The sequence below is a fragment of the Nonomuraea sp. NPDC050536 genome, from assembly GCF_044457685.1.
GTDB lineage: Bacteria > Actinomycetota > Actinomycetes > Streptosporangiales > Streptosporangiaceae > Nonomuraea.
In genome coordinates this window covers 130,019-153,366 of sequence record NZ_JBITHD010000007.1, presented here as the reverse complement: position 1 = coordinate 153,366, position 23,348 = coordinate 130,019, and the positions used below count along the sequence as shown (strand labels likewise).

The following is a 23,348-nucleotide window of genomic DNA, read 5'->3' as shown; positions in this document are numbered from 1 at the left end:
GGCCGCGGGTCAGACCTGGGGATGTCAGCCCTGTGCGAAACGCACTCGAGCCCCGCCCGGTTCTCTCCGGGCGGGGCTCGTTCTGCGGCGCGGTTCAGCGGGACTTGCGCAGGTGGCCGGCGACCAGGGAGACCCAGATCATCGCGAGGGTGACGCCGATGGCCAGGGTCAGGGAGCCCATGCGGCCGCCGCTCATCGCCCAGCCGTCGCCGGCGATCACGGCCACGCCCGCCAGCCGGGAGGCGATGGCCGCGCCGCGGGCGCCGGTGCGGCTGAAGTAGCGGCCCAGGACGAAGCCGGCCGCGGCCAGGGCGATGAACGAGACCGACCCCGAGGCCATGTGCAGGATCGAGTGCCAGCTCATCGTGGCGGGGGCGCCCGCCGGGGTGCCGACGGGGAAGCCGTCCCCCGGGTCCATCACGAAGACGCCCGCCGCGAGCATCCCGAGGCCGTTGACCAGGATCAGGCGGGGCGCCCAGGTGCCGCCTGGCTTGCCGTCCAGGGCACGGCGCAGGCCGAACGAGCCGGCGATCAGCAGCGCGCCGACGACCAGGAAGTTGGTGATCTGGATCCAGCCGAGCGAGCCGGTCGACAGCTGGCTCAGCGGGTGGCGGGTGATGTCGTAGCCCTCGCGGGTGAGGGTCTGGGCCAGGGACACGATCGTCCAGATCGGCGCGGCGGCGGCCGCGGCGGTCAGCAGGGTGCGGGTCGAGGTGCGGGTGGCGGTGATGGCGATGGCGGTCATGGCCCTGTCCTTTCGTCGTCTTCTCATCTACGCGACGATCGGGCGATGTGACAGGGAACGCACGGCGTCTCTATGGTGGAGGCATGCGATTCCTGCTGACGAGCGTGAGCGAGAAGCGGACCGACGAGGCGCTCCACATCGAGATGGGCAAGTTCATCCAGGAGCTCACCCAGGCGGGCGTGCTGATCGCCACCGGGGGCATGGAGCTGGGCGGCAGCGTGCTCAAGTCCGCCGGGGGCGAGTTCTCGGTGATCGACGGGCCGTTCGCCGAGGCCAAGGAGATGGCAGGCGGCTTCGCGCTGATCGAGGTGGGCTCGAAGGAGGAAGCGCTGGAGCTCTCCCGGCGCTTCTTCGCGGTCATCGGCGACGGTGAGGGCAGGATGCAGCAGATCTACGGATGACCGCCGACGTCCAGGCGGCGGTCAACGCGGTCTGGAGGGCGGAGTCCGCACGGATCATCGCCGGGCTGACCCGGATGGTCCACGACGTGGGCCTGGCCGAGGAGCTCGCCCAGGACGCGCTGGTCACGGCGCTGGAACGCTGGCCCGAACACGGCATCCCGGACAACCCCGGCGCGTGGCTCATGACCGCCGCCAAGCGCCGCGCCCTCGACCACCTCCGCCGCACCCAGCGGCAGGACCGCACGCACGAGCGACTCGCCCACGCCCTGGAGCAGGACAGCTCCGGCGAGGCCCCGGCGCGGGCCGCGCTCGACGACGACGTGCTGCGGCTGATGTTCATCTCCAGCCACCCCGTGCTGCCCACCGAGGAGCGGGCCGCGCTGACGCTGCGGCTGCTCGGCGGCCTGACGGCACAGGAGATCGGCCGCGCCTTCCTCGTGCCCGAGCGGATCGTCGCCCAGCGCATCGCCAGGGCCAAGCACACCCTGGCGGAACGCGGGATCCCCTTCGAACTGCCGCCAGGGGACGAGCTGGCCGGGCGGCTGGCCTCCGTTCTCGAGGTCATCTACCTGATCTTCAACGAGGGCTACTCGGCGACGGGCGGCGACGACCTGATGCGCCCTGCGCTCGCCCTGGAGGCGCTGCGCCTGGGCCGCCTGCTGGCCGGACTGGCGCCCGGCGAGGCCGAGGTGCACGGGCTGGTGGCGCTGATGGAGATCCAGCAGTCGCGCTCGGCCGCCCGCACAGGACCGTCGGGCGAACCGGTCCAGCTGCACGAGCAGGACCGCTCGCGCTGGGACCGGGAGCTGATCGACCGCGGCTTCGCGTCGATGCTGCGGGCGCGCGAGGCCGGCGGACCGCTCGGGCCGTACGTGCTGCAGGCCGCCATCGCCGTCTCCCACGCCCAGGCCCTCAGCGCGCAGGAGACGAACTGGGCGCAGATCGCCGCGCTCTACGGCGCGCTGGCGCGGCTGGTGCCCTCCCCGGTGGTCCAGCTCAACCGGGCGGTCGCGGTGGGCATGGCCGAAGGGCCGCGGGCGGGCCTGGCCCTGGTCGACCGGCTGCTGTCGGACCCCGCGCTGAAGGACTACCACCCGCTGTCGGTGGTCCACGGCGATCTGCTGGCCAGGCTCGGACGGCACGCCGAGGCTGGCGCCGCCTTCGAACGCGCCGCCGCCCTCACCCGCAACGCCGCGGAACGCGCCTTCCTGCGCGGGCGCGCCGCCACCCAGCACGCCGCCGCCGCGCCGACGATCACCCGGCCCGGCCAGGCAACGCTCGGACAGGCCGTGGACGGGTTCCTGGCCCGCGACGATCTGGACGCCGAGACGATCAGGTCCTACGGGCAGACGCTGCGCCGCCTGCGCCTGGATCTCGGCCCGGGAACCCGGCTGGCCGAGGTGAACGCGGCCCAGGTGGCCAGGGTGTTCGCCGTCGCCTGGGGCTCGGTCGCGCCCAGGACGTGGAATCGGCACCGCGCCGCCGTACGGTCCTTCTCCGCGTGGGCCGCCATCGGGGACCTGGCGGCCGAGCTGGACAGGAGGCACGAGAGCCGCCGCCGGCGCCCGGCCGTCGACGGGCCGAGGCTGGAGGCGCTGTGGCGCCACCCGTCGGTGCGGGAGCGGGCGCTGTGGCGGCTGCTGCACGAGTCGGGCGCCTCCGCCAGGACCGCGCTGGCGCTCAACGTCGAGGACCTCGACCTGGAGGCCAGGCTCGGCAGCGTCACCACCAAGTCGGGACAGGTCCGGATCGCCTGGGGGTACGGCACGGCCGCCCTCCTGCCCGACCTGGTGGCGGGCCGGACCCGTGGCCCGCTCTTCCTGGCCGACCGGAGACCCGCCCCGGCCCGCATGCCCGGGCAGGAGAACCTGTGCCCGCACACGGGACGGGGCCGCCTGTCGTACGAGCGGGCCGAGTACCTGTTCAAGCAGGCCTCGGGCGGCTGGACCCTGCACCAGCTGTCACCGGCGCAGGACGCGCGGGCGGCCGGGTGACAGGACCGCCCGCGGAGCGCCCGGTCAGCCGCCCAGCGACTTCTTGAGGAAGTCCACCTGGAGCAGCATGAGGTTCTCTGCCACGACCTCCTGCGGCGTCATGTGGGTCACGCCCGAGAGCGGGAGCACGGTGTGCGGGCGGCCCGCCGCCAGCAGCGCCGACGACAGGCGCAGCGTGTGCGCGGCCACCACGTTGTCGTCGGCCAGCCCGTGGATCAGCAGCAGCGGCCGCTCCAGCTTGGCCGCGTCGCCGAACAGCGACGAGCGGTCGTAGACCTCCGGCTGCTCGTCCGGGTGGCCCAGGTAGCGCTCGGTGTAGCAGGTGTCGTACAGCCGCCAGTCGGTCACCGGCGCCCCGGCCACCGCCGCGTGGAAGACGTCCGGCCTGCGCAGCACCGCCAGCGCGGCCAGGAAGCCGCCGAACGACCAGCCGCGGATGCCCACCCGGGACAGGTCCAGGTCATCCGGGTACTGCTCGGCGACCCCGCGCAGCGCGTCCACCTGGTCCTCCAGCGCCGGGGTCGCCAGGTCGTCGAGCATCTCCCGCTCCCAGGCGGGGCCGCGGCCCGGCGTGCCGCGGCCGTCGGCGACGATCACGGCGAAGCCCTGCTCGGCGAACCACTGGCTTTCCAGGTAGCCGCCGTGGCGCGCCAGGACCCGCTGCGCGTGCGGCCCGCCGTACGGGTCCATCAGGACGGGCAGCTTGCGCGAGCCGGGTTCGTGCCAGGACGGCAGGACCACGGCGGTGGCCAGCTCGCGACGGCCGGAACGGCCGAGCGAGACGCGCAGGTCCAGGCCGGGACGCTCGGCGACGGACGGGATCGGCAACGCCATGCCGTCGCGCAGCACGACCGTGGTGGACACGCCCTCGGCGTCGAGAGTCTGCTCGCTCAGCACGCCGACGCCGCCGGACATCCGCCCCGAGAACACGCCGGAACGGGTGGAGACGGGCAGCAACGAGTGGCCGTCCCAGGTCCACAGCTGGATCTCGGTCGGGTCGCCGCTGGCCCGGAACAGCACGCTGTCGTGGTCGACGTCGAGCACGTCCCGCACCTGCAGCGTCGGCGGAGTGACGGCGCGGTCGCCGACGAACAGCCGGTTGCCGCCCTCGTGCGCGGCCACCCACACCAGCGACCCGTCGTCCAGGTGGGCGGGCACGCCGCCGACCACGTCCACCCAGGCCGGGTCGGTGTCCTCGCGCACCAGCGTGGACGCGCCGGTGGCCGGATCGACGGTGAACAGCCGCAGCGACTTCTGGTCGCGCGACATGGTCACGATCGACAGCGCGTGGGAGTCCCAGGCCGCCGTCGTCAGATACTCCTGCTCGTACGGCACGGCCACCCGCGACCCGTCGAGCCCGATCACGAACAGCTCGGTGACGGCGTTGGGCGTGCCCGCGGCCGGGTAGCGCTGCTCGGCGGCGGGCCTGGAGGGGTTGGCCGGGTCGGCGATGTACCAGGTGCGGACCGGCGCCTCGTCGGCCCGCTCGACCAGCAGCGCGTCGCTGTCAGGCGACCACCAGTAGCCGCGCATGCGGTCCATCTCCTCGGCGGCGATGAACTCGGCCAGGCCGTAGGTGACGGTGTCGGACTCGGGCGCGGCCAGCGCGCGGTCGGCACCGGTGGCCAGGTCCTGGACGCGGAGCGTGCCCTGGCTGACGTAGGCGACGGTGCGGCCGTCGGGCGACAGGCGCGGGTCGATGACGCCGCCGGGCGTGTCCAGCTTCTGGGTGTCGCCGGTCGCCAGGATGGTGACGTACAGCTCGCCCGACAGGGCGAAGACGGCCTTGGCCACCTCCTTGTCGGCGGCGTAGCCCACCACGCCGCCCGCCGACTCCCTGCTCCGCTCGCGCCTGGCGCGCTCCTCGGGCGGCAGGTTCTCCTCGTCGGCGTCCAGCGTGCGCGGGTCGACGACCAGCCGCTCGACATGGTCGCGCGTGTCGAGCTCCCACAGGCACGTCACCGGATCGGTGCCGGACTTCGTACGCAGGAAGACGACCCGACCCCCGTCGGGGGAGATCGTGAACCCGCGTGGCACCCCGAGGGTGAAGCGGCGGGTCCGGGCGGACAGGCGCGGGAAGCTCTCACTCATGGTCCCAATCCTGCCAGTACGCTCGTGCCATGACGGACCGACGCCTGCTGCTCGTGCACGCCCATCCGGACGACGAGTCGATCGGCACCGGCGCCACCATGGCCAGGTACGCGGCGCAGGGCGCGCACGTCACGCTGGTGACCTGCACGCTGGGCGAGGAGGGCGAGATCATCCCGCCCGAGCTGGCGGATCTGGGCCCGGACGAGCTCGGGCAGCACCGCATCGGCGAGCTGGCCGCGGCCTGCAAGGCGCTCGGCGTCGAGGACCACCGCTTCCTGGGCGGCGCGGGCCGCTACCGCGACTCCGGGATGATGGGCGTGGCCTCCAACGACCGCCCCGACGCCTTCTGGCAGGCCGACGTGGAGGCGGCGGCAGCGCTGCTCACGGAGGTGATCCGCGAGGTGCGGCCGCAGGTCATGGTCAGCTACGACGACAACGGCTTCTACGGTCACCCCGACCACATCCAGGCGCACCGGGTCGCCAGGCGCGCCTTCGACCTGGCCTACGGCACGCCCTGGCAGGTCGCGAAGTTCTACCACACCGCCCAGGCCAGGTCGGTGATCCGGCGCTCCGTCGAGGAGCTGCGCGAGGCGGGCACCGGCTTCCTCATCGAGGAGGACCTGGGGTTCGGCTGCCCCGACGGGGTGATCACCACCGAGATCGACGCCCGCCCGTGGGTGGCCAACAAGCTCGACGCGATGCGCGCGCACGCCACCCAGATCACGGTGCGCGACCCGTGGTTCGCGCTGTCCAACAACATCGGCCAGGAGGCGCTGGGCGTCGAGCACTTCGTGCTGGCCGCCGGGCGGCCAGGACCCGCCGCGCCGGGCGTCCGGCTGGAAGCAGGCGGTCTCGGCGAGCCGCACACCCGCGAGAACGATCTGTTCGCGGGCATCCACTAACCTCGGCGCCATGGAACAACGCAGCCATGCGGAGGCGGCTCTCAAAGGGGCGGCCTACGGCATGCTGTTCGTGCTCGGGCTGGCCATGGGCCTGGTGGGCGGCTTCACCCAGGCCTTCAAGGTGGCCTCGATCCCCGTGGCCGCCATCTTCTGGGTGATCGTGCTGTTCGGCGTCTGCCTGGCCGCGGGGCGCGTGATGCGGGCCCGGCTGGCCGCCGCGCTGCCCGCGCTGGGCTGGCTGCTGGTGTCGATGCCGCTGTCGTTCCAGCTCGCCCCCGGTGACCTGGTCATCGAGGGATGGGCGGGAATCGTCTACCTGTACGGCGGGATGGTCGCGGTGGTGGTGGCCTTCTACCTGTCGCCCCCGTCCCGGCGGAGCGGGTCCTGGCTCCTGCGTGGGCAGCTGCCGAAGAGTCCGACATAGGGACATAAAGTAGCGATCGTGCACTCCTTTGAGCGGGCCGTCGACCGGGCAAGTTACCGCAAAGTCGTCGGCCAGTTCGCCACCGGTGTCGCGATCGTCACCACCGCCCTCGACGGCGCCGACCATGCCATGACCGTGAACTCCTTCACCTCGGTCTCGCTGGACCCGCTGCTCGTGCTGTTCTGCGCCGAGAAGGTCGCCCGCTTCCACGACGCCGTGATGGCCTCGGGGACCTGGGCCGTGTCGATCCTGCCGGCCTCGCTGGAGGACGCCTCCCGCTTTTTCGCCCACCGCGGCCGCCCGCTCGACGGGCAGCTGTCGCGCTGGCCGCACCACCGTGGCCCCACATCGGGCGCCGCGCTCTTCGACGAGGCCCTCGCCACCCTGGAGTGCGCCACCACGGCCGTCCACCCGGGCGGCGACCACTCGATCGTGGTCGGCGAGGTGCTGTCGTTGGCCACCCCGCACGACGGCTCGCCGCTGATCTACCACGACGGCCGGTACAAATCTTTGTAGTCGACTGCATTTTTGGAGTGCAGTTAGACTTTGCGTGTGAGTGAAGGACTGCGAGAGCGGAAGAAGCGCCAGACACGGGAGCGGATCTCCCGGGTGGCCACCGCCCTGTTCGTGGAGCGCGGCTTCGACCAGGTGACGATCGCCGAGGTGGCCGAGGCCGCCGAGGTGTCGGTCAACACCGTCTACAACTACTTCGACACCAAGGAGGACCTCGTCCTGCCGCCGGACGAGGCCTCGCCCGACCGGCTGGCCGCGATCGTGCGCGCGCGGGCCGCGGGGGTGCCGGCCGTCCGGGCCGTGCTCGACCACCTGCGCGAGGAGGTGCGGCGGCGCGACCGCCGGGTGGGGCTGACCGAAGGGTTCGGGCGGGTGCTGGAGATGATGCGGGCCGCGCCGACGCTCACCGCCCGGCTGGGCGAGCTGGCCGAGCAGATGACCGACGCGCTGGCGGCCGAGCTGGCCGCCGAGACCGGGGCCGCGCCCGGCGACCCGCTGACCCGGGTCGTGGCCTGGCACCTGGGCAGCGTGCACTCCCTCGTCTACGCCGAGATCGGCAGGCGCGTCACGGCCGGCGAGCCGCCCGACGCGATCGCCACGTCGGTGCTCGCACTGCTGGACACGGTCGAGCAGCTGCTGGGCGAGCGGATTCTCGGTTACGCCATCAGAGAGGACAAACCTTGTTCAGAGTGATCGTTTCCGGCGCGTTCGAGTCGATGCCCGAGGCCGACAGGGAGGCCGTGCTGGCCGCCGTGGGAGCCGGCTTCACCGAGGAGGGCACCTTCACCCACGACGGGACGCTGTCGTCGTTCACGTTCCGCTGCCAGGTCGAGGGCGAGGACGAGAACGAGGCCGCCGGCCGCGCGATCGTGGCACTGGACAAGTACGGCGTGCCGTACCGGGTCCTGCGCACCGCGGTGACGGACATGCGCGACATCAAGATCCGGCGCAAGAAGAAGGGCTGACACGGCGCGGCCGCCCCCGGAGCGCGGGGGCGGCCGGCGCTACGGCTACTGGGCCGCCGGGCTGGGGGAGCCGGACGGTGTGCCGGTGGGGGTTTCAGTCGGGGGCGTCGGGGTGCCGGCAGGGGTGGGACACGTCGGGACCGTGGTGTCGGAGACGGTCGGCGTGGCCGTGGGCGAGTCGGTCACCGTCGGGGTCGGCGTCGGGGTGGGTGTCGGAGTCGGGGTCGGTGTGTCGGATGGCGCTTCCGCGACCGTGGACGGCGTCCCTGACGGGGTTTCCGATGGGGTTCCTGTCGGGGGCAGGCTCGGGGTCGAGGTGCCGGGCTGGCAGGTCACGTAGACGGTGACCGTCTCGGCGGGAGCCGGGGCCGAGTCCGAGGAGCTCTCCGAGGGCGCGGCCGTGACCGTGACCTCCTGTGTGACGGTGGCCTGCTCGGTGACCGTGGCCTGGTTGCTGACCGTGACCGTGGCGGCGGGTGCCGCGCTGCCGGTCACCGTGGTCGTGGCGCTGGGCGTGGCGGTGACCGTACGGGTGGGCCAGGGGAGGACCTTGATCTTGACCGTGGGCTTGCCCTTGAGCTTGTAGGCGCCCTTGCCGATCTTCTTGGCCGCCGTGCCCGCGCCCGTCGTGACGGGGAGCTCGGCCGTGGAGCTCGTACAGGACTTCGAGGTTCTGCACGCCTTCTGCTTCACGGTGAAGCGGGCCGCGCCGTCGTACTTGATGGACACATCCAGATAGGACACGCCCTTCTTCTTGACGACCTTCGTCTTCAGGGTGTACTTCCCGACCGTAGGGGTTGGGGTCGGAGTCGACGTGTTGGGTAACGCCACCCGAATGCCTAAGGGGATGCCGGTGGACGGAAGTGGGTCGCTGAACGAGGTCTGGGTGATGGCGAGGCCGCCTGCAGCCGCCATGGCCACGGTGCCGAGCAGCGCGCCAACGGTGATGAATCGCATGATCCTGCTCTTGTGGGAGATTTCAGGACGTGGATCATTATTCCGGCTTGTCAAGATTGGTCAAGGCTAAGACGCATGGACAGGCGATACCGGTTCCGCCGGGTGGTGAACTACATCAACCTCGCCACCCCCCTCGGGCTGCTCATCTCCGTCGTCGGCGGAGCCACCAGGACACCGGGACCCAACGGTCTGGTGTTCGCCTTCGGCTACCGTTACCGCTTCCCGATCGCCGGGGCGTTCACGGTGGGCAACGTCATCCTGACCAAGGAGCAGTCGCTCGACGACCGGCTCGTGCTGCACGAGGGGCGACACTCCACGCAGTGGGCCTGGTGCGCGGGCCTGCCGATGCTCCCGCTCTACCTGCTGTCCATGCTCGTCTCGATCATGCTCTGTGGCCACCAGGCCTCCTACAACCCTTTCGAGCGCCTGGCGGGCCTCGACGACGGCGGGTACCCGCACTGTCCCCTCTGGTGGAAGAGGTCACGACCTGATCCGGCGCAGGGACAGGGCTCCGATGCCGAGTCCTGACACGGCGCCCGCGGCCAGGATCGAGGCGATCGACGGGCTCACCGGCTCGATCCCGGCCACGGCCAGCGCCGCGACGATCCCCGCGATTCCCACGTAGGTCCAGGTGGCCAGCCGTACCAGGCGCAGCCGTACGGCCTCCTCGAGCGGCAGGACGGCCAGCGCCGGCAGCAGCAGCACCCCGTGCATGAAGATCGCGTGTGCGGGCTTGACCGAGGCGGCCACCGTGTAGGCCAGGTCCTGGTTGCCGGAGAACACCTCGACCATGCCCCGGGCGATCATGACGCCGCCGAACACCAAGGCCGCGAGCAGCGTGCCGAACCCGGCGCGCACGGCCAGGTTCATGCTCGGCGGCACGTCCGGATTGCGGCGGAACGCGGCAATGGTCATAACGATGCCCACGGCGATCAGCACCCCGCCGCCGATCGCCAGCGAGCGGGCGATCAGCGAGTCGACCGTGGTGGACATGTTGAAGTGCGAGGGTACGCCCCGCCACGCCTGCACCGTGATCATCAAGACCTCGTACGCGGACGCCACGGCGAACGCGCCGACCAGCAGGCCCCGCCGGCGCGTCCTGACGTACTGGGCCACCCACGTCATCGTCAGCACGCTCAGGCCGAACGAGATTCCGAACGTGAACGGCTTGCGGAACGACACCGGCCCGTCCCACGGACCGCCCTCGACCACGAGCACGCCGAGATGGAACAGCCCGGCGAGCAGGAGCAGGACACCGATCGCATACCAGAGGCGAGTCATGCCGCGATCGTGCCGCGACACGCGCCCCGCCGAATCGGGCCTCTGTCTAGAACCCGGCTACCCCTACGGATGTAGGCGGAGCGTGTGAACGGGCTCCGACTGCATCGGCAGGAGGTCCCCCTTCGTCCACAGCGGGGCCTGGTCCCAGTAGTTGTCGTTGAAGGCGTGCCCGGAGGCGCCCGTCAGATTGATCCACTGCGACTTCGACGGATCGCTCAGATCCACGACCATGCGCATCGACGGGACCGCGGTGACCTCGTAGCCCTTCTGCGCGTTCCAGCCGGTGGCGTCCACGGCGTCCTTGCTGCCCGGCACGCCGAACGGGCCGCGGTTGAACAGCGCCTCGATCGGGGCGACGCCCGAGGTGCCGAGCGAGCCGTTGGTCAGCTTCAGCTGGTGCACGTCGCCCCAGCGCCACGCCTTGACGTCCGGGCCGAGCCGGTCGGCCAGCTCCTGATAGCCGGAGGCCAGCGCCTGCCGCAGGATGTCGTCGCGAGTCTCCTTGACGCGCTCGGTCGTGATGTCGTCCCAGAACGGGTCGTCCGGGGTGTCGAGCAGCCGGCCGACCACCTCGTACCAGCGGTCGCCGCCGCCGGGCCGCGCTCCGGCAGGCAGGTCGTCGTCGAAGGTCAGCTTGAGCAGGTGGCGCCACACCGCGTTGAAGTACGCCGCGGGGGCCGAGTCCATGTCCTGCGCGCCGTCCCAGCCCTTCAGCAGGTCCCTGGCCTGGGCGGCGGGACCCGCCAGGTCGATCTTCAGCAGCTCGGGCACCAGGGTCTGGGCGAAGCCGTTGCGGGTGTCGCGCTGGACGGCGGCCATGGTCGCCGCGTCGATCTTGCCGTTGTTCGTCTCCTGCTGCAGCCGGTCCAGGATGCGCTGGGAGCGGTAGCCGTACGACCAGTCCCTGGTGAGCAGCGGCTCGTAGCGGCGGGGGTCGATGACGGCGTTGTTGGCGGTGACGATGTAGCCCACGTCGGGGTCGCGCACGCTGGGCAGCTCGTCGAAGGGGATGGTGGAGACCCAGTCGTACTCGCCCGTCCAGCCGGGCACCGGCCAGGTGCCGTCGCCCTTGGCGCGGACCGGGATCCGGCCGGGCGCCTGGTAGCCGATCGTGCCGTCCGTGTCCGCGTAGATCAGGTTCTGGGCGGGGACCTCGAACGACGCGGCGGCCTGCCTGAACTCCTGCCAGCTGGTGGCCCTGTTCATCTCGAAGATGGCGTCGGCGGTCCTGCCCGGGGTCAGCGCGGTCCACTGCAGGGCCACCGCGTTGGCGCCGTCGGACGGCTTGACGTCGCCGATCACGTCGTTGATCAGCGGACCGTGCCGGGTGGTGCGAACCGTGATCGTGACCGGGTCGCCGCCGGCCACCTTGATCGTCTCCTGCCGGGCGGTCAGCCTGGCCCACTGGTCCTTGTAGCGGTAGGTGTCGCCCTTGACCTGCTCAAGGAAGAGGTCGGCCACGTCAGGGCCCAGGTTGGTGAAGCCCCAGGCGATCTTGCCGGTGTGGCCGATGACCACGCCGGGCAGGCCGGAGAAGGTGAACCCGGTGACGTCGTACGGGCAGGCGTCCGACAGCCGGCGGCAGTGCAGCCCCGCCTGGTACCAGACCGACGGCATCGCGGGGGACAGGTGCGGGTCGTTGGCGAGCAGCGGCTTGCCGCTCTTGGTGTGCTCGCCCGACACCACCCACGAGTTGGATCCGATGCCCTCGCCGCTGCCCAGCGTGCTCGGGATCCGGTCGAGCGTGCCCGCTGCCGACTGGAAGAGCGCCGGGGTGCCTGTGGGGGCCGGCTCCGCCGAAGCCTCGAAGCGGCCGCGCCTGATCGCGCCCTGCGTGACGATCGGGGAGTGCTCGTCGAAGGGGTAGTCGGGGTAGAGCTGCTCGACGCGCTGCCTGGGCAGCTTGGTGGCGGCCAGCGCGCGGTCGATCTCCTCGTCCATGTTGGAGCGCAGGTCCCAGGCCATGGCCTTGAGCCAGGAGATCGAGTCGAGCGCGGTCCACGGCTCGGGGGTGTAGGAGCCGTTCTGCAGCTTGAGAATCGAGTACTCCAGGCTCCTCTCCGAGGCGTCGGGGTTGGCGGCCAGCCAGGCGTTGACGCCCTTGGCGTAGGAGTCCAGGTAGCGGCGGGTGGGCTCGGCGAGCTGGGGGAGCTCCTGCTCGGCCACGCGCCGCCAGCCCATGGTGCGGATGGCCTTGTCGTCGTCGACCGTGGCCTTGCCGAACATCTCCGACAGGCGGCCCGCGGTCACGTGGCGGCGGAAGTCCATCTCCCAGAAGCGGTCCTGGGCGTGGACGTAGCCCTGGGCCATGAACAGGTCCTCGGCCGTGTCGGCATAGATCTGCGGAATCCCCCACTGATCCCGCTTTATGTCGACATTTCCGCTCAAACCGGGCAGGCGGAGCTGGCCGTCCATCTGGGGGAACGACCTGCGCACGGTGTACACCAGCACCCCGGCGAGCACCAGCGCCAGCACCAGGAGAACGGTCAACACCCGGGCGAGCCACCGCAGCGGCCACGGCATCCACGCGTAGGGTCTCAACCTCATGGGCACCAAGTTTGGCACTGGCTTGAACACCCCGTGACCAAAGATCAACCCCTTCTTGAGGTACGGCAGGCCAGGGGCCCCAACCCCGCTGTCGCACCCGGATTTACAACCCATGTCCCCTGAAACCAGGGCAACCCGCTTGCAACCCCGGATCGCCTACGTTGCTGTCGCGTGCGCCATCCTCACCCCGCTCGGATGGCGTGCGCCCCGGTACGGCCCCTGCCACACCCGCCCCTCAACGCCCCCCGCCCTACACCGTGTGCGTCGGGTTGATCGGCGTAGTGGGTGCGGTACTGGGTTGTTCGGTTAGCGGGTGCGTAGGTGGGTGAGGGTGCGTTGGAGTTCTTCGTGTAGTACGCGGCCGGCTGTGTCGGGGTCGCCGGTGATCACGGCTGCTACGAGGGCGGCGTGGGCGTCGTCGCCGTGCTCGGCTTCCATGGTGCTCACGTCGAGCAGGTCGACCAGGTCGATGAGGCCCTGGCGCATCGCGGGGACGAACTCGCCGAACAGGTCCGTGAGCACGGGGTTGTGCGCAGCCGCGACCACCGCGGCGTGCAGCGCCACGTCTGCGTCCACGAACGCGACCCGGGAATCCCCGGTCCACACGCCACCGGGACGGGGGGCGAGTTCCTGGCGGCGGGCCAGGGCGGCACGGAGCGCGGTGGCGTCGTCAGGGGAGCGGCGGTGGGCGGCCAGCCGGGCGGCCTCGACCTCCACGAGCATGCGCACCTCGTACACGTCGGCGATCGCGGCCCGGCGCAGGCGGGAGGCCCAGTCCTCCACCGGTGAGGCGGCGATCACGAACACGCCCGAGCCCTGACGCGCCTGCACCAGCCCGGCGCCCGCCAGCGCGCGCAGGGCCTCGCGCACGGTGGACCGGCCCACGCCGAGCGTCTTGGCGAGCGCCGTCTCGGCGGGCAGCTTGGTGCCGACCGGCCAGGCGCCGCCGGTGATCTGTTCGCGCAGCGTGCGGGTCGCCTGCTCGACCAGCGGGCTGGGCTGGAGTTCGCCGAGGGCCACGTGAGAGAACCTCTCAGGTTGTCTGAGGAGCTGAGGTGTGCCACTATACCCGGCATGACGCTGCGGGTTCTCCTTCTCGGCCGCCGCGGCGGGGCCTGACCAGACCGGCACCCCGCCGCGGGGTGCCGTGCTGCCGGTCGACTGACTCCCACGACCGGTGAGGGCGCAGGTGACGCCTTCCTGGTCGACCGACTTCTGTGACCGGTGAGCGCGTGGTCGTGCTGCCGGTCGTTCGATCGAGACCGGAGAGAAGGAATCATGACCGGGTTTCCCACGCTGAACACGCCCAGCGGTCCCGTGCCCGACGGCGCGCCCTCCTGGAATCCGCAGCGGCGCAGCGGCATGCCGTACCAGAAGTACCGCCCGTTCCATGAGCGGGTGGTGGTCCCGGCGCTGGACGATCGGCGCTGGCCGTACAACATCATCGAGCGCGCGCCGCTGTGGGTGCCCGTGGATCTGCGCGACGGTAACCAGGCCCTGGCCGAGCCGATGGACACGCCGCGCAAGCGGCGGATGTTCGACCTGCTGGTGGCGATGGGGTTCAAGGAGATCGAGGTCGGCTACCCGTCGGCCAGCCAGACCGACTACGACTTCGTGCGGTATCTGGCGACGCGGACGGACATTCCAGACGACGTGACCGTGGTGGTGTTCACGCCGGCGCGGGCCGAGCTGATCGAGCGGACGTTCGCCTCGATCGAGGGGCTGCCGCGGGCGGTGGTGCATCTGTACACGGCCACCGCGCCGATCTGGCGCGACGTGGTGCTCGGGCGCAGCCGTACCGAGGTCAAGGCCATGATCATGGAGGCGGCCACGCTGATGGCGCGGCTGGGGCCCGAGGTGCGGTTCCAGTTCTCGCCGGAGGTGTTCAACCTGACCGAGCCGGACTACATCCTGGAGATCTGCGACGGGCTCACCGCCCTGTGGGACGCCTCGCCGGACCGGCCGGTCATCCACAACCTGCCCGCCACCGTGGAGATCGCCACGCCGAACGTGTACGCGGACCAGATCGAGTACATGCACCGCAACCTGGCCAGGCGCGACTCGGTGATCCTGTCGGTGCACCCGCACAACGACCGCGGCACCGGCGTCGCCTGCGCCGAGCTGGCGATGCTCGCGGGGGCGCAGCGGGTCGAGGGCTGCCTGTTCGGCAACGGCGAGCGCACGGGGAACGTCGACCTGGTCACGCTGGCGCTCAACCTGCACGCCCAGGGCGTCGACCCGATGATCGACTTCTCGGACATCGACGTCATCAGGGACACGGTCGCGGAGTGCAACCGCCTGCCCGTGCACATCCGGCACCCGTACGCCGGCGACCTCGTCTACACCGCCTTCTCGGGCACCCACCAGGACGCGATCAGCAAGGGCTTCGCCACCCGCAAGGGCGCGCTGTGGGAGGTCCCGTACCTGCCGATCGACCCCGCCGACGTGGGACGCTCGTACGAGGCCGTGATCCGGGTCAACAGCCAGTCCGGCAAGGGCGGCATCGCCCACCTCCTTCAGGCCAACTACGGTCTGTCGCTGCCGCCCCGGATGCGCGCCGAGTTCTCCGCCGTCGTGCAGCAGGCCACGGACGCCACGGGCAAGGAGTACGGCGCCGCCGACCTGCACGCCCTCTTCACCGCCACCTACCTGATCCCCGGCGCGGCTTCGGTGCCGGCGGACACGGAGGTCATCGCGCGCGAGCACGACGACCACCTCGCCTACGCCGAGATCCGCACCCCCAACGGCACGTTCTGGGGTGCGGGCCGCACCCCGGACGCCGCCGTCCTCTCCGCGGTCACCCGATCGCGGCGCTGACGGTCAGGCGCCTCTCGGGAAGTCCACGTTGGACACGCCGTGCGGCTGGGCGACGGCGGAGTCGTTGCCCATGTCGTGCCACATCTTCCAGCCGTAGAACACGCCGAGCGCGGCATAGAAAGCGGCGAAGGTGATTCCGAGTTTGGCCGCGTACCTCTCCTTCATGAGGAGAGCAGTGGGGTTGAAGGTGGCGGCGACGCTCAGCCCCATGAGGAGGAGCACTTCCGCCGTGGTGGTGTAGAGGAGGATCTTGTACAGCCTGTTCAGGGCGTAGACCGCCTTGCGCAGCGCGTCGAACTTGGCCACGGCCCGATCGGTGAGCTGGATGCCCGCGGTGACGTAGTCGCGCAGCTTCAGGTCAGCCGAGTCGTGTGCAGGGCTGTCCCACGCGTTGGCCAGTTCCTCCCGCTTCATGGGATCGCCTGCGCCGAAGAGTCCGGACATCCACGCGGCGAGCGTGTGCCACTCGCCCACGCACTGGTCGATCTCGAAGTCGGACCTGATCGCGATGGCGGCGAAGATGGCGATCGGGACCAGGACCGACGGCGAGAGCAACTTGGCGCCGTTGAGCCTGGCCTTGATCATCTCGCTGTACTTTCCCGCTGTGCTCCCTCCATACAGGTCGGCCGCGTAGGCGCCGAGTCGTGCGGCCCCGGCCACGGCCGCACCCCCAAAGCCGACTTCCAGCAGCCGATTCCGCTGTTCGTCGGACAAGTCGGACTGCGGGATGCTGTGGCCGAGCCAGTTCTCCGAGTAGTCCTTCGCGATCAGCTTCTTGGGGATCACGCTGTAGTCCGTGTACACATCGCGCGAGTCATTCGCGGTGCGCGCCACCAGTGCCTGGATGGCGGCGTCATTCGCGCCCAGGTAGCTGCCGTTGGTCTTCCCCAGGTTGCCGGCGAGCCAGTCCGCCGACTCCGCGCCATGTCCCAGCCGCTCGGCATAGTTGTCCACGCCCATGTTGTGCCGGATCGCGGCGGGCATGCCGATCAGGCCGAGCGCAGCGAGCGGAAGCCGCACCTGGTCGATCATCCCGCCGGTCCGAAAGGTGTTGAGCTCGTCGCGGACCAAATCGGTGTTGAGACCGGCCTTGCGGAGGCCGTCGTGCTCGACGGAAATGGAGGAATCGACCATCGGTGACGCTCCCTCTGAAAGCTTCAGGATTTCTAAGGGATCAACTGTTTACCACCCAGTCCTGTCAAGTGATCGATAGCGGAAATATCTCTACATACCTGTTATGTAGAGGGCGCTCCGGCGATGTCGATGGCGTGCGGGGCGGCGGCCGCGGCCAGCGCCTCGAGGTCGGGGGTGGTGTCGGTGGCCCAGGAGATGTAGCCGTCGGGGCGGATCAGGAGGGCTGCCGGGAGGCCGGGGACGGGCTCGGCGCGGGTGGCCTCGATGCCGGGCGGGAGTACGCCCGCGAAGTCCAGCAGTACCGCGTTGCCCGAGCGGAAGAGCGACGACAGGCGGATCGAGCCCAGGTCGACGTCCGGGACCCGGTGGCCGACCAGCGGGTGGTCGCCCGGCAGGTCGTAGGACATCGCCAGGCCCGACATGAGCCCGGCCAGCTGCCGGTTGGCCTCCGGCAGGCGCATCAGGTCCATGAAGATGTCGCGCAGCGCCCGCACGTCCTCGTCGACCCGCGGGTTGGCGAAGACCCGCTGCGCCGCCGTGTGGTGCAGGACCTGGGCGCCCACGGGGTGGCGCTCGTCGTGGTAGGTGTCGAGGAGCCCGGCGGGAGCCCGGCCGCGGAGCGTGGCGGCCAGCTTCCAGCCGAGGTTGAAGGCGTCCTGCACGCCGAGGTTCAGCCCCTGCCCGCCGAGCGGCGGATGGATGTGCGCCGCGTCCCCGGCGAAGAACACCTCGCCCACCCGGTAGGACTCCACCTGCCGGGTCGCGTCGGAGAAGCGGGAGGCGTTCTCGATCGCCGCCAGCACGGTCTTTTCCCCGTAGACGAGCCTGAGGGCGCCGGCGATCTCCTCGAAGGCCACCGGCGTCTGCCGCGACACCTGCGAGGGCTCCCCGCCGGTGAACCGGTACCGGTCGCCGCCCAGCGGCACCAGCATCACCCAGTGCCCGTCGACCTCCCGTACGAGGTCGCTGATGTGTCCGATCTTGGTCGGCACCAGGTCGGACACCGACGACACCTGGATGTCGGCGAGGATCGCCGTGTACGTCCCTGACCGTCCGGGAAACGGCACGTCCAGCAGCTTCCTGACCGTGGAGTGCCCGCCGTCGCAGGCCACCAGACAGCGCGCGCTGATCCGCTGGTCACCAGCCGTCACCACCACCCCGTCTCCCTGCTCCACGGCCGTCACGGGCGCGTCGCGCACGACCTCGGCCCCCAGGCTCGTGGCGCGCTCCTCGAGCACCTCCTCCACCTCCCACTGCGGGATCGCGATCGGGTGCGGATGCCGGGTGTCCCACGAGGTGTAGTCCAGCGGCACGGGCAGCAGCGCGAAGTGCCCGCCGACCGGCTCGCGCGTCAGCGTCCTGCGCTGGATCGGCTCGAGCAGGCCGCGCAGCTCCAGCAGCTCGGCGGTGCGGGGCTGGATCGCGCCGCCCTTGGTCTGCTGGATCCGCTCCGGCAGGCTCTCCACCACCAGCGTCTCGACCCCGGCCAGGGCCAGCTCGCAGGCCAGCATCAGCCCTGTGGGCCCCGCTCCCACGATGACGACCTCTGTCTCACGCAAAGCTCCTCCAAGTGCAAATGTAGACCGAGTGCAGATATAATGATGCCATGACCGGGCTACGCGAACGCAAGAAGCAGCGAACACACGAGGCCATCTCCGAGGCCGCCATCGCGCTGTTCCTGCAGCACGGCTTCGACCAGGTCTCGATCACCCAGGTGGCCGAGGCGGCCGAGGTCTCCAGGCGCACGCTGTTCGCCTACTTCCCGGCCAAGGAGGACCTCGTGGTGCACCGCTTCGCCGACCACGAGGCCGAGGCCGCCCGCGTGGTCCGCGCCCGCCCGCAGGGGGCCACGCCGATCGAGGCGTTGCGGGACCACTTCCTCGACGGCCTGCGCAGGCGGGATCCGATCACCGGGCTCAACGACATCCCGGAGATCCTCGCGCTGACCGGCATGATCCTGCGGACCCCGGCCCTGGTGGCCAGGATGACCCGCTTCCAGGAGGGTGCCGAGCGGGCGCTGGCCGAGGCGCTCCAGGAGACCGCGGGCGCCCCGGCGCTGACCGCGCGCGTGGCGGCCACCCAGGTGGTGGCCGTCGAGTGGCTGCTGGCCCTGGACAACGCCCGCCATCTCACCGGCGGCCAGACGGCGGACGACCGCTTCCCCTCGGCGGCGGAAGAGGCGGAGCAGGCCTTCGCGCTGCTGAGCGAGGGGCTGGCCGGGGTCTAGCGGCCGATCTGCGAGGACAGGTCGAGCGCGAGCACGTGGTCGACCTGCAGGAACGACTCGAACTTGGCCCCCGCCGGCACCGCGGGATCCTCCGCCAGCGCCGCCAGCTCCCGCAGCGCCCCGGGTGTGTCCAGATCGTCGTCGAAGCGCTCCAGGACCTGCGCCACGTGCGAGGCCAGGGGCGCGCTCGGCGACTCGGCCCACGTGGCCACCTGCGAACGCCACCCGAGCAGCGCCGCCTCCGCCTCGCCGAGCGCCTGCGCGGTCAGCGTCATGGGCTGCCGGTAGTGGCCCTGCAGCAGAGCCAGCCGTACGGCCAGCGGATCGAGACCCGGCACGTCGGGAAGGTCGGGCATGGGCGCGGCCTCGACCCGGCGCCCGGGGCCGACCTCGAGATCGAAGTCCGCGCTGCCGTCCAAGTGCTCCGGCGGCCGCAGGTTCAGCTCGCCGGCGTAGGAGGGCAGGTCGGCCCACCAGGCGACCGTGCGGACCCGGTGCCGCTCGAGCACGCGCCGGATCACGTCAGACAGCAGGAGCGTACGCAGGTCGCCCTCGCTGTACACGCGCATGGCCCGCTTGGCGGCGAGCTCTTCGACGTGTCCGGTCCGCGGGTCGTACAGGCGCAGCATCCTCCGAGCCTAGCTGCCCAGGAACCCCAGGATGTCGCGGTCGCCACGCTCGCGCAGCCGCGCCAGCACCTCCTCGCGCGCCGCCAGGTCGGGCAGCCCGATCCTGGCGCCGATCAGGCGCAGCCCCTCCAGCTCCGACGTCACGGGCGCGGTGTAGCCGATGAGGTAGAGCGCCCGGTTCAGCGGCGGCATCGACGGCGGCGCGGCCGGCAGGTGGCGGGTCAGCAGTTCGCCGCCGTCAGACACGGTCAGGAACACGTGGTCGCCCTCGCCGGCCTTGAAGTCGGCGAGCACGTTGCGGATCGAGCCCATTGTCGGCTGGTTGTGCCAGGAGATCACCACGTCGCCCGACGGCGTGGCGGCGGTCAGCTGCCCGCCCGGCGCCATGCCCAGGTAGGCGGCGAACCCGGTCGGCAGCGGCGAACCCGAGCCGCGCAGGTGCTCGGCGTTGACGTCCACCCGGTGCCACCAGCGCCCGTCGCGGCTGCGGAAGCTGCGCCGCGTCTCCGAGACGTCCTTGCGCGGCTGGTACGGCTCGACGTCCCCGGACCCGGCCACCCGGATCCACCCGCGCTGTGTCCGCTCGAACCCGGGCCCGCCCGAGTAGGCGCGCACGGAGCTCTCGCTGACCTCGTACTTGGAGGTCAGGTTCGTCACGATGGTGCTGACCGAGGCCTCGCCCCCGGCCCGCTCGATCTCCCTGGCGATCATCTCCCTGATGCCCAGGTACTCCTCGCCGCTCCAGCGCGCCAGCCCGTACTTGTTGCGGTCGACCCGCAGGAAGCGCTCGTCGGCGGTCAGCTGGTTGCGGATGCCGACCAGGCTGTAGTCCTCGCCGATGCGCTCCTGGATCTCCTCGGGCGACAGCGGGCGCCCCGCCACCGCCAGCACCGCCTCGGCCTTCTCGTTGATGCTGCGCGGCCACGGCACCACGTGCTGCTCCAGGACCCGCAGCTGCGGCACCGCCAGGATCCACCGCTCGGCCACGTCCTCGCGCACGCCGAGCTGGGTGACCATGGCCACCGCCTCGCCCAGCGGCCGCGGCCCGTCGGCGAACAGCTGCCTGGTCTTCTCCCGCAGCTCGTCCGCCCCGCCCGCGACCAGCCAGCCGTCGGCCTGCTCGTAGCCGGTCAGCAGCGTCCGCACGAACCGCCACACGGGGATCCCCAGCGTCCGCAGCTCGCCACGGTGCCAGGGCACCGCCGCCGCCAGATCGTCGGCGGGTACGGCGGAGCCGAGCCGCCCCCGCAGCCACGACACGTGCGCCACCAGACCGGCCGCCTCAGGGCTTGCCAGCCAGGCCTCCACGTGGTCGCGCAGGTCGCGCTCGATCTGCCTGATCCGCTCCCGCGTGACCGAGAACCGCTGCGCCAGCTCGTCCAGCGTGGCCCGCTGCCCCGCGTAGAGCCGGTCCCTGGCGATGGCCCGCTGCCGATCGTCCAGCGCCGCGAACACGTCCTCGATCGGCTCGGGCAGCGGCTTGTCCGCCTTGGGCACGACCGGCTGCGGCGCAGGCTCGAGCAGCCGGTCGAACACGCCGCCGAACAGCTTCTGCACGACGTCCTTGCCCAGCGACTCGGGCGTGCGCTCGGCTTCGGCGGGGTCGGAGAAGCGCAGCAACGGCAGGATGTCGCCGACGAGCAGGTGACCCCAGCAGGCCACCGCCAATTCGGCCAGGTGGCCCGCCACCGTCTGGGTCCCCACGAGGGCGCACGCGCGGTCGAGCGGAATCGCCGCCCACCATGCCTCGGGCAGCTGGGGCTCTTCCACGATCGGCGCGATCTGACCAGGTGGGGTCCAGCGCAGGGGTGGCGCGAGGTCGCTCAGGCTGAGGTTCATAGGGGTCCAACCGGCAAGGGGAGATTCCGCAGTTCAGACTATGTGATCAGAGGGACAGAAATGGGCTGCCCCGTCCGGAGTGAGAGATGTAGAGCAGGGTGCGGGCCCGCGTGCATGCTACGAACAGCATGCTCCGCTCCCGTTGTAAGGCTCGGGCGCGGGCCGCGGGATCGGCCGGCGGAGGTTCGGGAACGACACCCTCCGTCACCGCGATGACCGCGACACGCTCGAATTCGAGGCCCTTGAGCCCCTGGAACGTCGCCACCCGCACCGCACGCTCGCCCAGCGCCCGCTTGGCCGCGCTCACCAGCGGCCTGGTGCGGGCCGCGACCGCGATCCGGTCCGCGGGGACGCCCTCGTCCAGCCAGGCGTCCACGGTGTGCGCCAGCCCGGCCAGCTCGGCCTCCGGCGTGTCGTACGCCCTGATCACCGGCCGCTCCCCGTTGTGCGTGGCGCGGAAGCCGTACAGAGCGGCATAGCCCTTGACCAGGCCATCCGCCGGACCACCACCGCGCAGCCGGACACCGAAGGAAAGGATCTCCTGGGGCAGGCGGTACGAAACCTTGAGCGTGTGCTGGACCGCGGGGATCCCGACCGCGCCGAGCGCGATATGGGTGTCGGTCACGCGCTGGTGCGGGTCGCCCACGATGAACAGGTCGTCGGGCGCGCGCGGCACCGCCGCCCGCAGCAGCCGCCACTGCGCGGGGCTGATGTCCTGCGCCTCGTCCACCACGATGTGCCGGTACGGCTTGCGCACCGGGTCCCCATCGGCCAGCACGTCGTCGAGCAGGTCCCCGGTCGTCCTGGACAGCAGCCGCAGCGCCTCGTCGGTCAGTTCGGCCAGCGTGCGCGCGCCGGGTCCGACCAGGGCGGGACGCTTGCCCTCCGCGTCGGCCACGATGCGCATGGCCAGCCGTTCCGGGTTGCCCACCTCGATCCGCTTGCGCGCCAACTCGTCCTGGACGAGCAGGTCCAGCCTGGCCGTCAGGTCCTCCGCGAGCCCCTGCGAGAACGTCACCAGCAGGACAGGACCGGTGCCGCGCTCGGCCAGGTGCGCGGCGCGGTGCAGGGCCACCAGCGTCTTGCCGGTGCCCGCCCCGCCCACCACCAGCACCGGGTGGTCGTAGCGCGGGGCACGGGCCAGCCGGTGCTGCGGCGGGTGCAGGAACGTGCACCAGTCCGGCGCCTCCAGCACCCTCTCGAGCTGGATCTTGTCCGCGACGAAGACCGCGCGGTCAGGGCTGCGGCGCATCGCGGCGTGGAAGTCGTCCGGGTCGATCGGACCCGGCTCCTCGGCCACGGCGCGGCAGCCGTCGACCTCCTGCCAGGCCTCCGCCATCGTGCCGCCGCGGGCCAGCACGGCCAGCGGCAGGTGCTGGGTGGGCGGCAGCAGCGGCTCGAGCGCCTCGACGTCCGCCTCGGTGGTGATGAGCCTGACCAGCGGCAGCGCCCGCACGTCGATGCCGAGCGCGAGCAGATCGCCGTCGCAGATCGGGTCGAACAGCCGCGCCGCGCCCGCCGACCGCCGTAACGCCGGTTCGACAAGGTCCAGCGCCTCGGCGTCCCATTCCTCGATGACGCCGATCACCGGGTTGATGCCGAAGCGGTGCCGTCTGGCGTCCGACCAGGCCTCCGGGTCCGGCAGTACGCTGCGCAGCCAGTAGACGTCCCGCTGGCGTACCACGACCGCGCGCTGCCCCTCGGTCAGCCGCAGCGTGGCGACCCTGGCGTCGCGGGCGCCCCTGACCCGTTCTGGATGCGGGGCGCCGGCGGCGTTGAGCAGGAAGCGGCGCAGCGCGACCACGACGTCCCTGCGCACCGGGTGATCCAGTGCGCTGAGCTCCCGGGGGAAGTCGGGGCCGATCGCCAGCCGCGGCACGGC

General features: G+C 71.4%; 21 protein-coding genes. 10 read left to right on the top strand and 11 right to left on the bottom strand.

Features of this window, described 5'->3' with window-relative positions:
* Nucleotides 1-94: 94 nt before the first annotated feature.
* Nucleotides 95-772 carry a DUF998 domain-containing protein gene (locus ACIBHX_RS21565; RefSeq protein WP_397068932.1) on the bottom strand — a complete coding sequence of 226 codons (678 nt, stop codon included), beginning with the start codon at nucleotides 770-772 and terminating at the stop codon, nucleotides 95-97.
* A gap of 56 nt (nucleotides 773-828) precedes the next feature.
* On the opposite strand from ACIBHX_RS21565, the gene ACIBHX_RS21560 reads away from it, so the two are divergent.
* Both ACIBHX_RS21560 and ACIBHX_RS21555 read left to right on the top strand, forming a co-directional pair.
* Nucleotides 829-1,146 carry a YciI family protein gene (locus ACIBHX_RS21560; protein ID WP_397068931.1) on the top strand — a complete coding sequence of 106 codons (318 nt, stop codon included), beginning with the start codon at nucleotides 829-831 and terminating at the stop codon, nucleotides 1,144-1,146.
* Nucleotides 1,143-3,140 carry a sigma-70 family RNA polymerase sigma factor gene (locus ACIBHX_RS21555; protein WP_397068930.1) on the top strand — a complete coding sequence of 666 codons (1,998 nt, stop codon included), beginning with the start codon at nucleotides 1,143-1,145 and terminating at the stop codon, nucleotides 3,138-3,140. The genes ACIBHX_RS21560 and ACIBHX_RS21555 overlap by 4 nt, the downstream gene beginning before the upstream one ends.
* A 24-nt stretch (nucleotides 3,141-3,164) precedes the next feature.
* Here the strand turns inward: ACIBHX_RS21555 and ACIBHX_RS21550 are convergent, their stop codons facing one another.
* On the bottom strand, nucleotides 3,165-5,231 hold the full coding sequence (locus ACIBHX_RS21550; protein WP_397068929.1) for a prolyl oligopeptidase family serine peptidase: 2,067 nt from the start codon (nucleotides 5,229-5,231) through the stop codon (nucleotides 3,165-3,167).
* Between the two features lie 29 nt (nucleotides 5,232-5,260).
* Here ACIBHX_RS21550 and mshB point away from each other — a divergent pair, with 29 nt between their 5' ends.
* The 5 genes from mshB to ACIBHX_RS21525 are packed head-to-tail and all read left to right on the top strand — an operon-like array spanning nucleotide 5,261 to nucleotide 8,035.
* A complete protein-coding gene (gene mshB, locus ACIBHX_RS21545; RefSeq protein ID WP_397068928.1) occupies nucleotides 5,261-6,133 on the top strand; it encodes an N-acetyl-1-D-myo-inositol-2-amino-2-deoxy-alpha-D-glucopyranoside deacetylase in 873 nt (290 codons plus the stop codon).
* Nucleotides 6,134-6,143: 10 nt separating this feature from the next.
* The gene (locus tag ACIBHX_RS21540; protein WP_397068927.1) at nucleotides 6,144-6,557 is read left to right on the top strand and encodes a DUF6113 family protein; all 414 of its coding nucleotides are present in this window, start codon (nucleotides 6,144-6,146) and stop codon (nucleotides 6,555-6,557) included.
* Nucleotides 6,558-6,575: 18 nt separating this feature from the next.
* Nucleotides 6,576-7,073: a flavin reductase family protein gene (locus ACIBHX_RS21535; RefSeq protein WP_397068926.1), complete on the top strand. Its 498-nt coding sequence runs from the start codon at nucleotides 6,576-6,578 to the stop codon at nucleotides 7,071-7,073.
* A 36-nt stretch (nucleotides 7,074-7,109) separates the two neighbouring features.
* Complete coding sequence (locus tag ACIBHX_RS21530; protein ID WP_397068925.1) at nucleotides 7,110-7,763, top strand: TetR/AcrR family transcriptional regulator; 654 nt, start codon at nucleotides 7,110-7,112, stop codon at nucleotides 7,761-7,763.
* Nucleotides 7,760-8,035 carry a DUF6204 family protein gene (locus ACIBHX_RS21525; protein WP_397069239.1) on the top strand — a complete coding sequence of 92 codons (276 nt, stop codon included), beginning with the start codon at nucleotides 7,760-7,762 and terminating at the stop codon, nucleotides 8,033-8,035. Before ACIBHX_RS21530 ends, ACIBHX_RS21525 begins: the two co-directional genes overlap by 4 nt.
* Before the next feature lie 45 nt (nucleotides 8,036-8,080).
* Here ACIBHX_RS21525 and ACIBHX_RS21520 read toward each other — a convergent pair whose 3' ends face one another.
* On the bottom strand, nucleotides 8,081-8,992 hold the full coding sequence (locus tag ACIBHX_RS21520) for a hypothetical protein (RefSeq protein ID WP_397068924.1): 912 nt from the start codon (nucleotides 8,990-8,992) through the stop codon (nucleotides 8,081-8,083).
* A gap of 75 nt (nucleotides 8,993-9,067) precedes the next feature.
* On the opposite strand from ACIBHX_RS21520, the gene ACIBHX_RS21515 reads away from it, so the two are divergent.
* Nucleotides 9,068-9,520 carry a hypothetical protein gene (locus tag ACIBHX_RS21515; RefSeq protein WP_397068923.1) on the top strand — a complete coding sequence of 151 codons (453 nt, stop codon included), beginning with the start codon at nucleotides 9,068-9,070 and terminating at the stop codon, nucleotides 9,518-9,520.
* Here ACIBHX_RS21515 and ACIBHX_RS21510 read toward each other — a convergent pair.
* From ACIBHX_RS21510 to ACIBHX_RS21500, 3 genes are all read right to left on the bottom strand, one after another.
* The gene (locus ACIBHX_RS21510; RefSeq protein ID WP_397068922.1) at nucleotides 9,473-10,273 is read right to left on the bottom strand and encodes a hypothetical protein; all 801 of its coding nucleotides are present in this window, start codon (nucleotides 10,271-10,273) and stop codon (nucleotides 9,473-9,475) included. The two genes, ACIBHX_RS21515 and ACIBHX_RS21510, sit on opposite strands and share 48 nt — an antisense overlap.
* Nucleotides 10,274-10,336: 63 nt before the next feature.
* Complete coding sequence (locus ACIBHX_RS21505) at nucleotides 10,337-12,820, bottom strand: penicillin acylase family protein (RefSeq protein WP_397068921.1); 2,484 nt, start codon at nucleotides 12,818-12,820, stop codon at nucleotides 10,337-10,339.
* 306 nt (nucleotides 12,821-13,126) lie between these two features.
* The gene (locus tag ACIBHX_RS21500; protein WP_397068920.1) at nucleotides 13,127-13,840 is read right to left on the bottom strand and encodes a FadR/GntR family transcriptional regulator; all 714 of its coding nucleotides are present in this window, start codon (nucleotides 13,838-13,840) and stop codon (nucleotides 13,127-13,129) included.
* Nucleotides 13,841-14,098: 258 nt separating this feature from the next.
* On the opposite strand from ACIBHX_RS21500, the gene ACIBHX_RS21495 reads away from it, so the two are divergent.
* A complete protein-coding gene (locus tag ACIBHX_RS21495; protein WP_397068919.1) occupies nucleotides 14,099-15,637 on the top strand; it encodes a 2-isopropylmalate synthase in 1,539 nt (512 codons plus the stop codon).
* Nucleotides 15,638-15,640: 3 nt separating this feature from the next.
* Here the strand turns inward: ACIBHX_RS21495 and ACIBHX_RS21490 are convergent, their stop codons facing one another.
* A complete protein-coding gene (locus tag ACIBHX_RS21490) occupies nucleotides 15,641-16,771 on the bottom strand; it encodes a hypothetical protein (protein ID WP_397068918.1) in 1,131 nt (376 codons plus the stop codon).
* 101 nt (nucleotides 16,772-16,872) lie between these two features.
* Nucleotides 16,873-18,330 (bottom strand): FAD-dependent monooxygenase, encoded by a 1,458-nt coding sequence (locus tag ACIBHX_RS21485; protein ID WP_397068917.1) that lies wholly within the window; start codon nucleotides 18,328-18,330, stop codon nucleotides 16,873-16,875.
* A gap of 47 nt (nucleotides 18,331-18,377) precedes the next feature.
* Here ACIBHX_RS21485 and ACIBHX_RS21480 point away from each other — a divergent pair, with 47 nt between their 5' ends.
* Nucleotides 18,378-18,998: a TetR family transcriptional regulator gene (locus ACIBHX_RS21480; protein WP_397068916.1), complete on the top strand. Its 621-nt coding sequence runs from the start codon at nucleotides 18,378-18,380 to the stop codon at nucleotides 18,996-18,998.
* On the opposite strand, the gene ACIBHX_RS21475 is transcribed toward ACIBHX_RS21480, so the two are convergent.
* The 3 genes from ACIBHX_RS21475 to ACIBHX_RS21465 are packed head-to-tail and all read right to left on the bottom strand — an operon-like array spanning nucleotide 18,995 to nucleotide 23,345.
* Nucleotides 18,995-19,627, bottom strand: coding sequence for a hypothetical protein (locus ACIBHX_RS21475; protein ID WP_397068915.1), 633 nt, complete (start codon nucleotides 19,625-19,627; stop codon nucleotides 18,995-18,997). The genes ACIBHX_RS21480 and ACIBHX_RS21475 overlap by 4 nt on opposite strands.
* Before the next feature lie 9 nt (nucleotides 19,628-19,636).
* Complete coding sequence (locus ACIBHX_RS21470; RefSeq protein WP_397068914.1) at nucleotides 19,637-21,466, bottom strand: sigma factor-like helix-turn-helix DNA-binding protein; 1,830 nt, start codon at nucleotides 21,464-21,466, stop codon at nucleotides 19,637-19,639.
* Between the two features lie 46 nt (nucleotides 21,467-21,512).
* The gene (locus tag ACIBHX_RS21465) at nucleotides 21,513-23,345 is read right to left on the bottom strand and encodes a UvrD-helicase domain-containing protein (protein ID WP_397068913.1); all 1,833 of its coding nucleotides are present in this window, start codon (nucleotides 23,343-23,345) and stop codon (nucleotides 21,513-21,515) included.
* Between the last annotated feature and the right edge of the window lie 3 nt (nucleotides 23,346-23,348).